The following is a 15834-nucleotide window of genomic DNA, read 5'->3' on the forward strand; positions in this document are numbered from 1 at the left end:
CCGGCCGCCGGCTGGGAGGACGCCTTCCTCAGCGGCAACGGCCGGCACGGCGCCCTGGTGTTCGGCGATCCGCACGCCGAGCGGGTCGTCGTCACCCACCACACCCTGCTACGGCCGGGTGGCCGGGACCCCCGCCCGCCGCAGCTCGCCGGTGACCTGCCCGGCCTCCAGGACCGTCTCCTGGCGGGCGACACGACCGCCGCCGAGGACTTCACGGACGGGCGCCCCCTCCAGTGGGTGCAGCCTTTCCATCCGGCTTTCCAGGTCCGGCTGGACCGGCCCAAGGTCGGCGGCCACGACCACCGGCCCGAGGTCGGCGGCCTCGACTACCGCCGGGACGTCGACTTCACCACCGGAGTGCCAGGTCCTGGACGGCGACTTCTTCCACGCCTCCCTGATGAGCGCGCACTACCCCGCCCGCGACGTCTACAACGCCGACGCCGCGCACACCCTGCCCGCCGTACTGACCGAGATGCTCGTCCAGTCGACCCCCGACCGGCTGGTCCTGCTGCCCGCGCTGCCGTCGGCATACCCCGAGGGCGCCCTGCGCGGGGTACGCACCCGGTTCGGGGCCGAGCTCGACCTCACCTGGACGCGGGACGGTGCCGTCGTCGTCATCAGGCCCGCCCGCACCCACCGCGTCGAACTGCGGACTTCCTCCGGCGCAGAATCCCTCCACCTGGTCGCCGGGGAAGACCACGTCCTCACCCTGAGGGCGTGGTAGTTCCCCCCATCCCCCCACCTCCATGGAAGGGACACCATGGCATCACGCACGCTGAGCAGGGTCACCAAGGCCCTGCTGGCCCCCGCCCTGGCCCTCGGCGCCACCGTCGGCCTCGCCTCCGCCCCCGCCTCCGCCGCCGTCTGGAACTCCTGCGACCAGTGGGGCAACACGAGCCTGAACGGCTACACGCTCTACAACAACATCTGGGGCTCCGGCGCCGGCAGCCAGTGCATCTGGGCCAACTCCGGCACCAACTGGGGCGTCTGGGCCGACCACCCCAACACCGGCGGCATCAAGTCCTACCCGAACCAGACGAAGGCGATCAACAAGTCGATCACCTCGCTGGGCTCGCTGTCCAGCAGCTACAACGTCAGCGTCCCGTCGTCCGGCGCGTACAACACGTCGTACGACATCTGGGACACGGACCACGACTACGAGATCATGCTCTGGGTCAACAAGACCGGAGCCGTCGGTCCCATCGGCACCTCGCAGGGCAGCGTCAGCCTCGGCGGTCACTCCTGGAACGTCTTCAAGGGCACCAACGGCGCCAACGAGGTGTTCTCGTTCATCCGCACCGCCAACTCCAGCTCCGGCACCGTGAACATCCTGCCGATCCTGAAGTGGATCAAGGACACCAAGAAGTGGATGGGCAACGAGACGATCGGTGACGTGCAGTTCGGCTACGAGGTCACCTCGTCGTCCGGCGGGCTGAACTTCACCACCAACAACCTGACGGTCAGCAGCAGCTGACCCGTCGCGGGGCCGGGGCCGGCCATGCCGTCAGGCGCGGTCGACTTCGGCCCGCAGTACGTCGTGGTCCGCGAAGGCCGATTCGACCTCGTCGCGGGTCAGCCCGTAGCGGGACAGGGTCGTAGGTGTGCCTGCGGGTGCCCTTGGGGCGGGCGACCGCCGCGGGGAGCCGGGCCGCGTCGGCCTCGGTCCACCGGGTGCCGACGGCCGCGAAGAGCTTCGGGGCGCCGGTCGCGGGATCGGAGCCGAGCCACGCGTACGGGGCGTCCACCAGCTGCTGCGCCGGGATGGCGGCCCGGGCCGCGAGACCGCGCGTCATGGCCCGGCTCAGCAGCCCCAGCCAGGTGGCGCCGATGCCGGTCAGGTCGACGGGGCGGGTGCTGACGGCCATGCGGTGCTCGATCAGGGAGCACAAGGACGCCATGACGGTGACCGGGTCGCGGTGGCACCACACGATCGTGGCGTCCGGGAAGACCGTGCGCAGCGCGTCCAAATTCTCCAGGTGCATGGGGGACTTCAGCATCCCGCGCCGCCGCGGACGGCCGTACTGGAGCACCTGGTAGACCTGCTTGAGATACCGGTAGTCGGCGGTGAAGTCCCGCGCGCAGTGCCACTCCCGGTACGCGGGGATACGGGCCAGGGAGAACGGCGTCAGGGCGTGCGGCAGCGCGAACGTGCACTCCTCCGGGCCCTCGGCGGCCATCGCGTGGATGTCGCGGAAGCGCGGCGCGAACAGGTCCGTGCCCCGCACCATCCGGCGCCCGGCCGAGATCGCCCGCCGCCGCTGCCGGGGCGGCAACTCCAGGTCGGGCGCGAGCGGTTCCCAGAGCAGCGGACTCCGGTGCGCCTCGGAGACGGACAGCACCGCGTGCGTGACGGTGGTCGCGGTGCGGGGCAGCCCCACGACGACCACGGGCCGCTCGATCGGCTCCCGCTCGATCTCCGGGTGCTCGGCGATGAGCCGCCGCACCCGCGCCCGGTTGGCCAGATGCCTCCGGACGTGCCCCTGCGCGGCCTGCCAGCCGACCGGGGTGAGGTGCTCGGCCTTGGCCCACCAGCCCAGCAGGGCCCGGAAGTCGTCGACGAACTCCCGGTCCCCCGGCGCCTCGCCGGTCTCCACCACGATGCGGTCGAAGATCCGGCCGGGGTTCCTGCGGGAGCCGAAGGCGGGCCGCAGCGCCAGGTCGGCGAGGGTGAGGGCGAGCGGAGTCGAGGAAACGCGGGAAACCGTCCGTCCGGAACTCGCCTGCGCTGGAGGGAAGTTGGCCGATCGGTCGGAAGGAGATGGCCGGAAGACCTCCATCGACCCGGCCGTCCCCTCCGACGCGGCTACTCCGCCACCGGCAGCCGTGCCCCGTCCCGCAGGAACAGCGGGATGCGGTCCAGCGGGGCGTCGACCGTCACGGCCCGGCCGCCCTCGTACGTCTCACCCGTCCACGCGTCCGTCCAGGACGCCCCCGCCGGCAGGTACGCCGTACGGGCGGTGGCGCCGGCCGTCAGCACCGGCGCGACCAGCAGGTCCGGGCCGAACAGGTAGGAGTCGTCGACCGACCAGGCCGCCGGGTCGTCCGGGAACTCCAGGAACAGCGGCCGCATCACCGGCAGGCCCTCCTCGTGGGCCGCCCGCATCACGTCCAGCACGTACGGCTTCAGCCGCTCGCGCAGGCGCAGGTACCGCTCCAGGATCGCCCCGGCCTCCTCGCCGTAGGACCACACCTCGTTGGGGCCGCCGGTCATCTCCGGGCCCAGCGGCATGCCCGGGTCGCGGAAGCCGTGCAGCCGCATCAGCGGGGACAGCGCGCCGAACTGGAACCAGCGGATCATCACCTCCCGGTACGCCGGGTCGTCCGGGTCGCCGCCGTGGAAGCCGCCGATGTCGGTGTTCCACCACGGGATGCCCGACAGGGCCGTGTTGAGGCCGGCCGCGATCTGGCGGCGCAGGGTCGGGAAGTCCGTGCCGATGTCACCGGACCACAGGGCGGCGCCGTAGCGCTGACTGCCCGCCCACGCCGAGCGGTTGAGGGTGACGATCTCCTTCTCGCCGGTGGCGGCCAGGCCCTCGTAGAAGGTGCGGGCGTTCTCCGCCGGGTAGGCGTTGCCGACCTCCAGGCCCGGGCCCGCCCAGTAGCGCAGATTCTCCTGGAAGCCCGGCTTCAGCTCCGGCTCACAGGCGTCCAGCCAGAACGCCGTGATGCCGTACGGGTCGAGGTAGTTCTCCTTCACCTTCGACCACACGAACTCCCGGGCGTCCGGGTTGGTGGCGTCGTAGAAGGCCACCTGGACCGTGGAGGCGACCTCCTTGTCCGGCCAGTCGGCGTGCGCCATCGGGCCGTACTGGGTGCCGATGAACCAGCCGCGCTGCTCCAGGACCGGGTGGTTCTCGCTCAGCGGCGACACCGACGGCCAGACGCTCACCACCAGCTTGATGCCGAGCTCCTCCAGCTCCCGCACCATCGCCGCCGGGTCGGGCCACTCCTTCGGGTCGAACTTCCAGTCGCCGAGGTGCGTCCAGTGGAAGAAGTCGCAGACGATCGCCGAGATGGGCAGCCCCCGCCGCTTGTACTCCCTGGCCACCGCCATCAGTTCGTCCTGGGTGCGGTAGCGCAGCTTGCACTGCCAGAAGCCCGCCGCCCACTGAGGCAGCATCGGGCTGCGGCCGGTCACCGCGCTGTAGCGGCGCTGGCCGCCGGCCGGATCGCCCGCCGTGATCCAGTAGTCGATCTGCCGGGCCGAGTCGGCGACCCAGCGGGTGCCGTTGTGGGCCAGCTCCACGCGGCCGATCGCCGGGTTGTTCCACAGCAGGGTGTAGCCGCGGCTGGAGGTCAGCACCGGGATGCCGACCTCGGCGTTGCGCTGGATCAGGTCCAGCACCAGGCCCTTCTGGTCCAGGCGCCCGTGCTGGTGCTGGCCGAGGCCGTACAGCTTCTCGTCGTCGTAGGCGGCGAAGCGCTGCTCCAGGCGGTGGTGGCCGTTGCCGACGGCCGTGTAGAGGCGGGAGCCGGGCCACCAGAAGTGGGCGCGGTCCTCGGCGAGGATCTCGGCGGAGTCGTCCGTGCGCAGGAAGCGGATCAGACCCTCGGCGCTCACCTCGACGGTGAGCGCGCCGACGGTCAGCAGACCCCGGCCGTCCTCGATCTTCACCGCGGCCGGCGTCGCGGGAGCCCCGTCGAGCAGGGCGCCCGGCAGCCCTTCGAGGACGGGGCCGCCGAGCCGGGCACGCACCCGGACCGCGTCCGGACCCCAGGGCTCGATCCGGACGGTCTCCTGGCGGCCGCTCCACTCCAGCGCGCCGTCCCGCTCGCGGAACGTGCCGACGGTCGGGGAGGACTGCGCCAGGCTCACCTGGGGCTGGGTTTCAGCAGGCTGATTCACGAGGCGGGCTCCTGTGCGGAAGCAGACATGGGGGTGCCCCGGAAGGGGCGCTGTGCAATGGCGGGGAGTGACTACGACCGGCTCGGCGCCGGCCCCGTGCTGCCCCGGACCGTCAGCTCGGGCGCGAGCAGCACGACCTCGTCGCTGCCGCGTCCTTCGAGCTTGGCGACCAGGTGGTCCACGGCGTGCCGGCCCATCTCCTGCGCGGGGATGGCCACCGACGTGAGCCGCACCGAGGCCTGCATCGCGACCTGGTCGGGGCAGATCGCGACCACCGACACGTCCTCCGGCACGGCCCGGCCCTGCTGGCGCAGCAGCGCGAGCAGCGGCTCGACCGCCGACTCGTTCTGCACGATGAGCCCCGAGGTGCCCGGGCGTTCGTCGAGGATCCGGGCGAGCGTCACGGCCATCGCGTCGTACCCGCCCTCGCACGGCCGGTGCAGCAGCCGCACGCCCAGCTCCCGCGAACGGGTCCGGAGTCCGTCGAGGGTACGTTCGGCGAAACCGGTGTGCCGTTCGTAGACGGCGGGCGCCTCCCCGATGACGGCGATGTCCTGGTGCCCCTGCTTGGCCAGGTGCTCCACGCACAGCGCGCCGGTCGCCCGGAAGTCCAGATCGACGCAGGTCAGACCCGAGGTGTCGGCGGGCAGCCCGATCAGCACGGACGGCTGGTCCGTCGCGCGCAGCAGCGGCAGCCGCTCGTCGTCGAGTTCGACGTCCATCAGGATCATCCCGTCGGCGAGCCCGCTGCCCGCCACGCGGCGCACCGCGTCGGGCCCCTCCTCACCGGTGAGGAGCAGCACGTCGTACCCGTGGGCGCGGGCGGAGGTGGCCACGGCGATGGCGATCTCCATCATCACCGGCACGTACATGTCCGTGCGCAGCGGGACCATCAGCGCGATGATGTTCGACTTGCTGCTGGCCAGGGCGCGGGCACCGGCGTTCGGGTGGTACCCGAGCTCGCGGATGCTCCGCTCGACCCGCTGCCGGGTGTTCGCGGAGATGGACCGCTTGCCGCTGAGGACATAGCTCACCGTGCTCGCCGAGACTCCGGCGTGCTGGGCGACCTCGGCGAGGGTGACCATCCAGCTCTCCAAGCTCTTGTGAAGCGCTTCGACAGTGCGCGAAGCTGATAAGGGTGGGGGAGGGTGGTTCGACAGTAGCTCCAGCAGGAGTGGGTGTCCATAGGTTGTCGAAGCGCTTCGATGCCGATTTCCCGGAGCGCTCTCAGAGCAGGACGCGTCCCCCGGGACGGCACCTCGATGCAACACCGTCGTCAGGCGTGCGACAAGTGCCGGGCGCAGCGCGCCCCCTTCGGCCGAACGGACGCGCGAGGACTGGTGGGAGCGTCCGGATTCGGGTACCAACGATCCAGTAGCACTGGTCGGTAACGAAACGGTCCTCCATCTTCTAGTTGCGGCGAGGTGCCCCTCATGTCCGCTTCCACCACCCCCTCTTCCCGTCCCGCCGTCACCGAGCGGGAGGCCCGTGAGGTGGCGGAGGCCGCCCGGGAACAGCACTGGCGCAAGCCCAGCTTCGCCAAGGAGCTGTTCCTCGGCCGCTTCCGGCTCGACCTCATCCACCCCCACCCCCTCCCGGACGAAGAGCTGGCCCAGCGCGGCGAGGAGTTCCTCGCCAAGCTCCGCGACTTCGTCGAGACGAAGGTCGACGGGGGCCTCATCGAGCGCGAGGCCCGCATCCCCGACGAGGTGATCGACGGGCTGAAGGAGCTCGGCGCCTTCGGCATGAAGATCGACACCAAGTACGGCGGGCTCGGCCTCGGGCAGGTGTACTACAACAAGGCGCTCGCCCTGGCCGGTTCCGCGAGCCCCGCGATCGGCGTACTGCTCTCCGCACACCAGTCGATCGGCGTGCCCCAGCCCCTGAAACTGTTCGGCACCCAGGAGCAGCGGGAGCGCTTCCTGCCGCGCTGTGCCCGCACGGACATCAGCGCCTTCCTGCTCACCGAACCCGACGTCGGCTCCGACCCGGCCCGCCTCGCCACCACGGCGATCCCGGACGATGGGGGCACCTCCCGCTCGAGCGGAGCCGAGAGTGGGGGAGACTACGTCCTCGACGGCGTGAAGCTGTGGACCACCAACGGAGTCGTCGCCGACCTGCTGGTCGTCATGGCCCGGGTCCCCAGGAGCGAGGGTCACCGCGGCGGCATCACGGCCTTCGTCGTGGAGACGAACTCGCCGGGCGTCACCGTCGAGAACCGCAACGCCTTCATGGGCCTGCGCGGCATCGAGAACGGCGTCACCCGCTTCCACCAGGTCCGCGTCCCCGCCGCCAACCGCGTCGGCGAGGAGGGCCAGGGTCTGAAGATCGCCCTGACCACGCTCAACACCGGACGGCTCTCCCTGCCGGCCTCCTGTGTCGCGGCCGGCAAGTGGTGCCTGAAGATCGCCCGGGAGTGGTCGGCGGCCCGCGAGCAGTGGGGCAAGCCCGTCGCGCACCACGAGGCGGTCGGCTCCAAGATCTCCTTCATCGCGGCCACCACCTTCGCCCTGGAGGCCGTGACCGACCTGGCCTCCCAGATGGCCGACGAGGACCGCAACGACATCCGCATCGAAGGCGCCCTCGCCAAGCTGTACGCCTCCGAGATGGCCTGGACGATGGCCGACGAGCTGGTCCAGATCCGCGGCGGCCGCGGCTTCGAGACGGCCGATTCCCTCCGGGCCCGCGGCGAGCGCGGCGTCCCCGCCGAGCAGCTGCTGCGCGATCTGCGCATCAACCGCATCTTCGAGGGCTCCACCGAGATCATGCACCTGCTGATCGCGCGCGAGGCCGTCGACGCCCACCTCTCGGTCGCCGGCGACCTCATCGACCCCGAGAAGTCCCTCGGCGACAAGGCCAGGGCGGGCGCGAACGCGGGCGTCTTCTACGCCAAGTGGCTGCCGAAACTGGTCGCGGGACCCGGCCAGCTCCCCGCCTCCTACGGCGAGTTCAAGCACGGCGTGGACCTCTCCGGACACCTGCGCTACGTCGAACGCACCGCCCGCAAGCTCGCCCGTTCCACCTTCTACGCCATGTCCCGCTGGCAGGGAAAGATGGAGTCCAAGCAGGGCTTCCTCGGCCGGATCGTCGACATCGGCGCCGAGCTGTTCGCCATGAGCGCGTCCTGCGTCCGGGCCGAACTCCTGCGCAGCCAGGGCGACCACGGCCGCGAGGCCTACCAGCTCGCCGACGTCTTCTGCCGCCAGGCCAGGATCCGCGTCGAGGAACTCTTCACCCGCCTGTGGACCAACACCGACGACCTCGACCGCAAGGTCGTCAAGGGCGTCCTGTCCGGCACGTACGAGTGGCTGGAGCAGGGCATCGTCGACCCGTCGGGCGACGGCCCCTGGATCGCGGACGCGACACCGGGACCCTCGCAGCGGGAGAACGTCCACCGGCCGATCAGGTAGACCCGGCCCTCCCAGGGGCGTGCACCGTCATGGCGCGCGCCCCCAGGAGGGGATGCGCTGTCCTCACACACCGGCCTTACGGCAACAATGGAGGAATGAGCGACAGTCCAGCCCCCCTCGCCGACCCGCACCTCGTCTACGACCCCGTGGCGGGCGACGGCCCCAAGGACGTGGTGATCCTCGGCTCCACCGGGTCCATCGGCACCCAGGCCATCGACCTCGTGCTGCGCAACCCCGACCGGTTCCGGGTCACCGGCCTGTCCGCCAACGGCGGCCGGGTCGCGCTCCTCGCCGAGCAGGCGTACCGGCTGCGCGTGCGCACGGTCGCGGTGGCCCGCGAGGACGTCGTACCCGCCCTGCGCGAGGCGCTCACCGCGCAGTACGGCACGAGCGAGCCGCTTCCCGAGCTCCTCACCGGCCCGGACGCCGCCACACAGCTCGCGGCCTCCGACTGCCACACCGTGCTGAACGGCATCACCGGCTCCATCGGACTCGCCCCGACCCTCGCCGCCCTGGAGGCGGGCCGCACCCTCGCGCTCGCCAACAAGGAGTCGCTCATCGTCGGCGGCCCGCTGGTCAAGGCCCTCGCCAAGCCCGGGCAGATCATCCCGGTCGACTCCGAGCACGCCGCCCTCTTCCAGGCTCTGGCCGCCGGCACCCGCGCCGATGTCCGCAAGCTGGTCGTCACCGCCTCCGGTGGCCCCTTCCGCGGCCGTACGAAGGCCGAGCTCGCGGGCGTCACCGTCGAGGACGCCCTCGCGCACCCCACCTGGGCCATGGGCCCGGTCATCACGATCAACTCCGCGACCCTCGTCAACAAGGGTCTGGAGGTCATCGAGGCGCACCTCCTCTACGACATTCCCTTCGACCGCATTGAGGTGGTCGTGCATCCCCAGTCGTATGTCCACTCGATGGTTGAGTTCACGGATGGATCGACACTGGCCCAGGCGACCCCGCCCGACATGCGCGGGCCCATCGCCATCGGCCTCGGCTGGCCCGAGCGCGTGCCCGACGCGGCGCCCACCTTCGACTGGAGCAAGGCCTCGACCTGGGAGTTCTTCCCGCTCGACAACGAGGCCTTCCCCTCGGTGAACCTCGCCCGGCACGTGGGCGAGCTCGCGGGCACCGCCCCGGCGGTGTTCAATGCGGCGAACGAGGAGTGCGTGGAGGCGTTCCGCCAGGGCGCACTGCCCTTCAACGGGATCATGGACACCGTCACCCGGGTGGTCGAGGAGCACGGCACCCCCCGTACGGGAACCTCACTCACCGTGTCGGACGTCCTCGAAGCGGAGACCTGGGCGCGGACCCGGGCCCGGGAACTGGCGGCACAGACGGCGGAGGCCCGTGCATGACGACCCTGATGTTCATCCTCGGCATAGTCCTCTTCGCGGTCGGCCTGCTCGCCTCGATCGCGTGGCACGAGCTGGGGCACCTGTCCACCGCCAAGCTCTTCGGCATCCGCGTGCCGCAGTACATGGTCGGCTTCGGCCCCACTATTTTCTCGCGCCACAAGGGCGAGACGGAGTACGGCATCAAGGCCATCCCGTTCGGCGGCTACATCCGCATGATCGGCATGTTCCCGCCCGGCCCCGACGGCCGGATGGAGGCCCGCTCCACCTCCCCGTGGCGCGGCATGATCGAGGACGCCCGCACCGCCGCCTACGAGGAGCTCAAGCCGGGCGACGAGAACCGCATGTTCTACACGCGCTCCCCCTGGAAGCGCGTGATCGTGATGTTCGCGGGCCCCTTCATGAACCTGGTCCTCGCGGTGGCGCTGTTCCTCACCGTCCTGATGGGCTTCGGCATCACCCAGCAGACCACCACGGTCAGCTCGGTGTCCCAGTGCGTCATCGCGCAGAACGAGAACCGCGACAAGTGCGAGAAGGGCGACCCGGCTGCCCCCGCCGCCGCGGCGGGCCTCAGGGCGGGCGACAAGATCGTCTCGTTCAACGGGGTGAAGACCGACGACTGGAACAAGCTGTCCGACCTGATCCGCGCCACCCCCGGCAAGGAGGTGCCGCTCGTCGTCGAGCGGGACGGCCGGGACGTCACCCTGCACGCGAAGATCGCCACCAACCAGGTCGCCAAGAAGGACTCCTCCGGCCAGATCGTCGAGGGCCAGTACGTCCAGGCCGGCTTCCTCGGCTTCAGCGCCGCCACCGGCGTGGTCAAACAGGACTTCGGCGACTCGGTGACCTGGATGGGCGACCGGATCGGCGAGGCCGTCGACTCCCTGGCAGCCCTCCCCGGCAAGGTCCCGGCGCTGTGGAACGCGGCCTTCGACGGCGCCGAGCGCGAGGCCGACTCCCCGATGGGCGTGGTCGGCGCGGCCCGCGTGGGCGGTGAGATCTTCACCCTCGACATCCCGCCCACCCAGCAGCTGGCCATGGCCCTGATGCTGGTCGCCGGCTTCAACCTCTCCCTGTTCCTGTTCAACATGCTCCCGCTGCTGCCGCTCGACGGCGGCCATATCGCGGGAGCCCTGTGGGAGTCGCTGCGCCGCAACACGGCCAAGGTGCTGCGCCGGCCGGACCCGGGCCCCTTCGACGTGGCGAAGCTCATGCCGGTCGCCTACGTCGTCGCCGGGATCTTCATCTGCTTCACGATCCTGGTCCTGATCGCCGACGTGGTTAACCCGGTGAGAATCTCCTAGTCATACGGCGTTCGTGGCGGCCCGGCATGCTTTTCGCCGGGCCGCCTCCCATTGAGTGGCACGGTGGGTGGGATGTGCTCGCGCCGAGGTGTGTGCCGTAATCTCGAAGCTCGGAGCCCGCTGCTCACGGGACCGGACCTTGATCCACGACTTGGGGTTGCACAGCAGATGACTGCGATTTCTCTCGGCATGCCGTCCGTTCCGACCAAGCTCGCCGAGCGCCGGAAGAGCCGCCAGATCCAGGTCGGATCCGTGGCCGTCGGCGGAGACGCCCCTGTCTCGGTGCAGTCGATGACCACGACGCGCACCTCCGACATCGGCGCGACGCTCCAGCAGATCGCCGAACTCACCGCCTCCGGCTGCCAGATCGTCCGCGTCGCCTGCCCGACGCAGGACGACGCCGACGCCCTCGCGACCATCGCCCGCAAGTCGCAGATCCCGGTCATCGCCGACATCCACTTCCAGCCGAAGTACGTCTTCGCCGCGATCGAGGCCGGCTGCGCCGCCGTCCGGGTCAACCCCGGCAACATCAAGCAGTTCGACGACAAGGTCAAGGAGATCGCCAAGGCGGCCCGGGACCACGGCACCCCGATCCGCATCGGCGTCAACGCGGGCTCCCTCGACCGGCGCCTGCTCCAGAAGTACGGCAAGGCCACCCCCGAGGCCCTGGTGGAGTCGGCCCTGTGGGAGGCGTCCCTCTTCGAGGAGCACGACTTCCGCGACATCAAGATCTCCGTCAAGCACAACGACCCGGTCGTCATGATCGAGGCCTACAAGCAGCTCGCCGCCCAGTGCGACTACCCGCTGCACCTCGGCGTCACCGAGGCGGGCCCGGCCTTCCAGGGCACGATCAAGTCGGCGGTCGCCTTCGGCGCGCTGCTCTCGCAGGGCATCGGCGACACGATCCGCGTCTCGCTCTCGGCGCCCCCCGCCGAGGAGGTCAAGGTCGGCATCCAGATCCTGGAGTCCCTGAACCTCAAGCAGCGCGGCCTCGAGATCGTCTCCTGCCCCTCCTGCGGCCGCGCCCAGGTCGACGTCTACAAGCTGGCCGAAGAGGTCACGGCCGGCCTCACCGGCATGGAGGTCCCGCTCCGCGTCGCCGTCATGGGCTGCGTCGTGAACGGCCCCGGCGAGGCCCGCGAGGCCGACCTCGGCGTCGCCTCCGGCAACGGCAAGGGCCAGATCTTCGTCAAGGGCGAGGTCATCAAGACCGTCCCCGAGTCCAAGATCGTGGAAACCCTCATCGAAGAGGCCATGAAGCTGGCGGAGCAGATGGAGGCGGACGGCGTGACCTCGGGCGAGCCGTCGGTGGCGGTCGCGGGCTGAACTCTCGCACCGGCGGCTTCCCCGTGCCCTGTCCTTTCAGGGGCGCGGGGAACTGCGCGCCCAGCCACGTCGGACCCGCACACGCCGCCGAGCGCTTCCCCCTGAGCTCCCCGGCGTCGGCACAAGCAGCGCAGCTATAGTGCGGAGACCAGCAACCCCAGTTCGTGAGGCCCGCACGTGTTGACCCAGACGACCTCACGGGTCCTCGAACCGAGCGACCTGGACGCCGTGCTCGCCGTCCTCGACCGCGAGCCGGTCGCGAACGCCTTCGTGACGTCGCGCGTGCAGATCGCCGGACTCGACCCGTGGCGGCTCGGCGGTGAGATGTGGGGCTGGTACGAGGACGGCATACTCACGTCCCTCTGTTACGCCGGCGCCAACCTGGTCCCGATCTGCGCCGGCCCGCGCGCGGTCCGCGCCTTCGCCGACCGTGCCCGCCGGGCCGGCCGCCGCTGCTCCTCCATCGTCGGCCCCTCCGGCGCCACCTCCGACCTGTGGCGGCTGCTGGAACCCCACTGGGGCCCGGCCCGCGAGGTCCGCCGCCACCAGCCGCTCATGGTCGCCGACCACCTCCCGGCCGACATCACCCCGGACCCCTACGTCCGCCGCGTCCGCAAGGACGAGATGGAAACGATCATGCCGGCGTGCGTGGCGATGTTCACCGAGGAGGTCGGCGTCTCCCCGCTGGCCGGTGACGGCGGCCTGCTCTACCAGGCCCGCGTCGCCGAACTCGTCGGCTCCGGCCGCGCCTTCGCCCGTTTCGACGCGGACGGCAAGGTCGCCTTCAAGGCCGAGATCGGCGCCGCGACGGACCGCGCCTGCCAGATCCAGGGCGTGTGGGTGGCCCCCGAGTACCGCGGCACCGGCCTGGCGGCCCCCGGCATGGCGGCGGTCCTGCGCTACGCCCTCGCCGACGTCGCCCCGGTCGTGAGCCTGTACGTCAACGACTTCAACACCGCGGCCAGGCGGACGTACCAGAGGGTGGGCTTCCAGGAAGTGGGAGCTTTCATGAGCGTCCTGTTCTGAAATGGCCTCAGGGGCGCGGGGAACTGCGCGAGCAACCCCCGTACAACCCACACCCGGCTGATAACCGAAACCCCCCTGTAGGCTCCCCGCATGGACCTCGTGATCGGCCCACTCGACCTCTGCGCCCACGTCGACGAGGCCCTGGCCGTCCAGGCCGTGGCCTTCGGCCTGGGCCCCGACGAAGTCGCCGTCCGCCGCCAGATCGTCCTGCGTCACATGACCTACCCGGGCGCCCGCGCCCTCGGCGCCACAGCCGACGGCACCCTCGTCGGCTTCGTCTACGGCATGCCCAACGACCGCACCCACTGGTGGTCCACCGTCGTCGAGCCCTACCTCCGCGCCCTGCGCAACGACCACTGGCTCGACGACTCCTTCGTGATCACCGAACTGCACGTCCACCCCGCGTATCAGAACCGCGGCCTCGGACGCTCCCTGATCACCACGATCACCGACGGCGCCGACGAACCCCGCTCGATCCTCTCCGCGATCGACACCGACAGCCCCGCCCGCGCGCTGTACCGCTCCCTCGGCTACCAGGACCTGGCCCGCCAGGTCCTCTTCCCGAGCGCGCCGAAGCCGTACGCCGTCATGGGCGCCCCTCTGCCCCTGCGCCGCGGATAACCGATTTCCACCCCCGCGCACCCCCCGGATAACCTCCTGCCATCACCTTCCCCCACTCTCGGCTCCGCTCGAGCGGGGGACCCCAAGCAGCAGGAGCAGAGGAACCATGGCGAACGCACCGGTCCAGCGCATGTCCCAGTTGTTGGCGAAGACGTTGCGCGACGACCCGGCCGACGCCGAGGTCCTCAGCCACAAGCTCCTCGTCCGCGCCGGCTACGTACGCCGTACCGCGGCCGGCATCTGGAGCTGGCTGCCCCTCGGCAAGAAGGTGCTGGCCAACGTCGAGCGGATCGTCCGTGAGGAGATGGACGCCGTCGGCGCCCAGGAGGTCCTGCTCCCTGCCATCCTGCCGCGCGAGCCCTACGAGGCCACCGGCCGCTGGGAGGAGTACGGCCCCGAGCTGTTCCGCCTCCAGGACCGCCGGGGCGGCGACTACCTCCTCGGCCCCACCCACGAGGAGATCTTCACCCTCCTGGTGAAGGACCAGGCGTCCTCCTACAAGGACCTGCCCGTCATCCTCTACCAGATCCAGAACAAGTACCGCGACGAGGCCCGCCCCCGCGCCGGCATCCTGCGCGGCCGCGAGTTCCTGATGAAGGACTCCTACTCCTTCGACACCGAGGACGAGGGCCTCGCCAAGTCCTACGCCCTGCACCGCGAGGCCTACCAGAAGATCTTCGCGCGCCTGGGCCTCGACTACCGCATCTGCGCCGCGACGGCCGGCGCCATGGGCGGCTCCAAGTCCGAGGAGTTCCTCGCCCCCGCCGAGGCCGGCGAGGACACCTTCGCCGACTGCCCGAACTGCGACTTCGCCGCCAACACCGAGGCGATCACGTACGAGTTGACGTCCGTCGACGCCTCGGACGTGCCGGCCGCCGAGGACATCCCGACCCCCGACACCCCCACCATCGAGACCCTCGCCGCCTCCCTCGGCGTCCCGGCCTCGGCCACGCTGAAGAACCTCCTCGTGAAGGTCGACGGTGAGATCGTCGCCGTCGGCGTCCCCGGCGACCGTGAGGTCGACATGGACAAGGTCGAGGCGCACTTCGCCCCGGCCACCGTCGAACTGGTCACCGAGACGGACTTCGCGGCCCGCCCCGACCTGGTCCGCGGCTACGTCGGACCGCGGGGCCTGGAAAAGGTCACGTACATCGCCGACCCGCGGGTCGCCCCGGGCACGTCCTGGATCACGGGCGCGAACAAGGCCGGCACGCACACGAAGAACGTGGTCGTGGGCCGGGAATTCGAGGTCAGCGAGTACGTCGACGTCGTCGTCGTGCAGGAGGGCGACCCCTGCCCCAAGTGCGGCACGGGCCTCGTCCTCGACCGCGCCATCGAGATCGGCCACATCTTCCAGCTGGGCCGCAAGTACGCCGACGCCCTGAAGCTCGACGTCCTCGGCCAGAACGGCAAGCCGGTCCGCGTCACCATGGGCTCCTACGGCATCGGCGTCTCCCGCGCGGTGGCCGCCCTGGCCGAGCAGAGCGCCGACGACAAGGGCCTGTGCTGGCCCGCCGAGGTCGCCCCGGCCGACGTCCACGTGGTCGCCGCCGGCAAGGCCCTGCAGACCGAGCTGGCCCTCGACATCTCCGGGAAGCTGGCCGCGGCCGGTGTCCGGGTCCTGGTCGACGACCGCCCCGGTGTCTCCCCGGGCGTCAAGTTCACGGACTCCGAGCTGATCGGTGTACCGAAGATCCTCGTGGCCGGCCGGCGCGCGGCCGACGGCGTGGTGGAGCTGAAGGACCGCCGCACCGGCGAGCGCGAGGAGCTGACGGTCGAGGAGGCCGTCGCCCGCCTCACGGCGTAGCACCGACGCCTCGCGGGCGGCGTAGCACCGACGCCTCGCGGGGCAGTACCGACGCCTCGCGGGCGGCGTAGCACCGACGCCTCGCGGGGCAGTACCGACGCCTCGCGGGCGGCGTAGCACCGACGCCTCGCGGGGCAGTACCGAA

General features: G+C 70.9%; 11 protein-coding genes and 1 pseudogene. 9 read left to right on the forward strand and 3 right to left on the reverse strand.

The genetic code is table 11. The features are described from left to right. Nucleotides 1-48: 48 nt before the first annotated feature. Together HDC93_RS39700 and HDC93_RS19570 are read left to right on the forward strand one after the other, a co-directional pair. A pseudogene (locus tag HDC93_RS39700) lies at nucleotides 49-724 on the forward strand (glycoside hydrolase family 95-like protein); the annotation flags it as partial. Nucleotides 725-760: 36 nt separating this feature from the next. Then, nucleotides 761-1474 carry a GH12 family glycosyl hydrolase domain-containing protein gene (locus HDC93_RS19570; RefSeq protein ID WP_185012175.1) on the forward strand — a complete coding sequence of 238 codons (714 nt, stop codon included), beginning with the start codon at nucleotides 761-763 and terminating at the stop codon, nucleotides 1472-1474. Here the strand turns inward: HDC93_RS19570 and HDC93_RS19575 are convergent. From HDC93_RS19575 to HDC93_RS19585, 3 genes are all read right to left on the reverse strand, one after another. Further along, on the reverse strand, nucleotides 1461-2777 hold the full coding sequence (locus tag HDC93_RS19575; protein WP_311774579.1) for a sulfotransferase: 1317 nt from the start codon (nucleotides 2775-2777) through the stop codon (nucleotides 1461-1463). The two genes, HDC93_RS19570 and HDC93_RS19575, sit on opposite strands and share 14 nt — an antisense overlap. A 26-nt stretch (nucleotides 2778-2803) precedes the next feature. Beyond that, nucleotides 2804-4846: a glycoside hydrolase family 31 protein gene (locus tag HDC93_RS19580; protein WP_185012176.1), complete on the reverse strand. Its 2043-nt coding sequence runs from the start codon at nucleotides 4844-4846 to the stop codon at nucleotides 2804-2806. Nucleotides 4847-4917: 71 nt separating this feature from the next. After that, nucleotides 4918-5931 (reverse strand): LacI family DNA-binding transcriptional regulator, encoded by a 1014-nt coding sequence (locus HDC93_RS19585; protein WP_185012177.1) that lies wholly within the window; start codon nucleotides 5929-5931, stop codon nucleotides 4918-4920. A 348-nt stretch (nucleotides 5932-6279) separates the two neighbouring features. On the opposite strand from HDC93_RS19585, the gene HDC93_RS19590 reads away from it, so the two are divergent. From HDC93_RS19590 to HDC93_RS19620, 7 genes are all read left to right on the forward strand, one after another. Beyond that, nucleotides 6280-8256: an acyl-CoA dehydrogenase family protein gene (locus HDC93_RS19590; protein WP_185012178.1), complete on the forward strand. Its 1977-nt coding sequence runs from the start codon at nucleotides 6280-6282 to the stop codon at nucleotides 8254-8256. 95 nt (nucleotides 8257-8351) lie between these two features. Further along, complete coding sequence (gene dxr / locus HDC93_RS19595) at nucleotides 8352-9608, forward strand: 1-deoxy-D-xylulose-5-phosphate reductoisomerase (protein ID WP_185012179.1); 1257 nt, start codon at nucleotides 8352-8354, stop codon at nucleotides 9606-9608. 8 nt (nucleotides 9609-9616) lie between these two features. Further along, nucleotides 9617-10909, forward strand: a complete 1293-nt coding sequence (locus HDC93_RS19600) for an RIP metalloprotease (protein ID WP_185012229.1) — start codon at nucleotides 9617-9619, stop codon at nucleotides 10907-10909. Between the two features lie 168 nt (nucleotides 10910-11077). After that, on the forward strand, nucleotides 11078-12235 hold the full coding sequence (gene ispG / locus HDC93_RS19605; RefSeq protein WP_185012180.1) for a flavodoxin-dependent (E)-4-hydroxy-3-methylbut-2-enyl-diphosphate synthase: 1158 nt from the start codon (nucleotides 11078-11080) through the stop codon (nucleotides 12233-12235). A gap of 177 nt (nucleotides 12236-12412) precedes the next feature. Then, a complete protein-coding gene (locus tag HDC93_RS19610) occupies nucleotides 12413-13261 on the forward strand; it encodes a GNAT family N-acetyltransferase (protein WP_185012181.1) in 849 nt (282 codons plus the stop codon). Between the two features lie 90 nt (nucleotides 13262-13351). Continuing rightward, nucleotides 13352-13882 carry a GNAT family N-acetyltransferase gene (locus tag HDC93_RS19615; RefSeq protein ID WP_185012182.1) on the forward strand — a complete coding sequence of 177 codons (531 nt, stop codon included), beginning with the start codon at nucleotides 13352-13354 and terminating at the stop codon, nucleotides 13880-13882. 106 nt (nucleotides 13883-13988) lie between these two features. Next, nucleotides 13989-15689, forward strand: a complete 1701-nt coding sequence (locus tag HDC93_RS19620) for a proline--tRNA ligase (RefSeq protein WP_185012183.1) — start codon at nucleotides 13989-13991, stop codon at nucleotides 15687-15689. Nucleotides 15690-15834: the final 145 nt, after the last annotated feature.

Source organism: Streptomyces sp. AK010 (assembly GCF_014207295.1).
GTDB classification, from domain to species: domain Bacteria; phylum Actinomycetota; class Actinomycetes; order Streptomycetales; family Streptomycetaceae; genus Streptomyces; species Streptomyces massasporeus.